The organism is Lysobacter sp. TAB13 (assembly GCF_052113885.1).
Taxonomy (GTDB): Bacteria; Pseudomonadota; Gammaproteobacteria; order Xanthomonadales; family Xanthomonadaceae; genus Lysobacter; species Lysobacter gummosus.
Window position 1 is genome coordinate 1 of the sequence record NZ_JBFRDR010000100.1, and the last position, 580, is coordinate 580.

The 580-nt window shown below is 67.6% G+C and carries 1 protein-coding gene; it reads right to left on the bottom strand.

The genetic code is table 11. The features are described 5' to 3' along the window. On the bottom strand, positions 1-580 hold a 580-nt coding region (locus AB4Y92_RS25310; RefSeq protein WP_441822119.1), incomplete at both ends, for a gamma-glutamyltransferase.

Here is a 580-nt window from a genome sequence, read left to right on the forward strand (position 1 = left end):
ATGCAGAGCGCCGTTGCGATTGAGAACGGAAACGATCTCGTCCGCCACTGGCCCGCGATAGAAGGCGTCGCGTCCTTGCTGGCCGAGCCGGCGCAACGTCCGCCCGAGCGCGGGATGGATCATGCGATCACCAACGCGGGGGGCTTCGCCACCCGGCAAATAGACAGCGGCCGCACCCTCATATTTGCGCAGGCGATTGGCGTAGATCGCCCAGTCATGGGCGACCCGCGGCGTCACCCGGAAGCCGTCCTCCGCCGCCTTGATCGCAGGCTGCAGCACTTCCTCCAGGCTGAGGCGACCATGGTCAGCCGAGAGCCGGCACCAGGCATCGGCCGCGCCCGGAACCGTCACCGCATGGGGTGAATTATCGGCAATCGACGTCATTCCCTGCTCACGGAACCAGGCCAGCGTCGCCGCCGCGGGTGCGCGCCCGGAGCCATTGAGCGCGATCGGCGCCTTGCCGGGCTGAGCGTAGATCGCGAAACAATCACCGCCGATGCCGGTCATGTGGGGGTCGATGACGCCCTGCATCGCCACGGCGGCGATCGCCGCATCAATCGCATTGCCGCCGGCCTTCAGG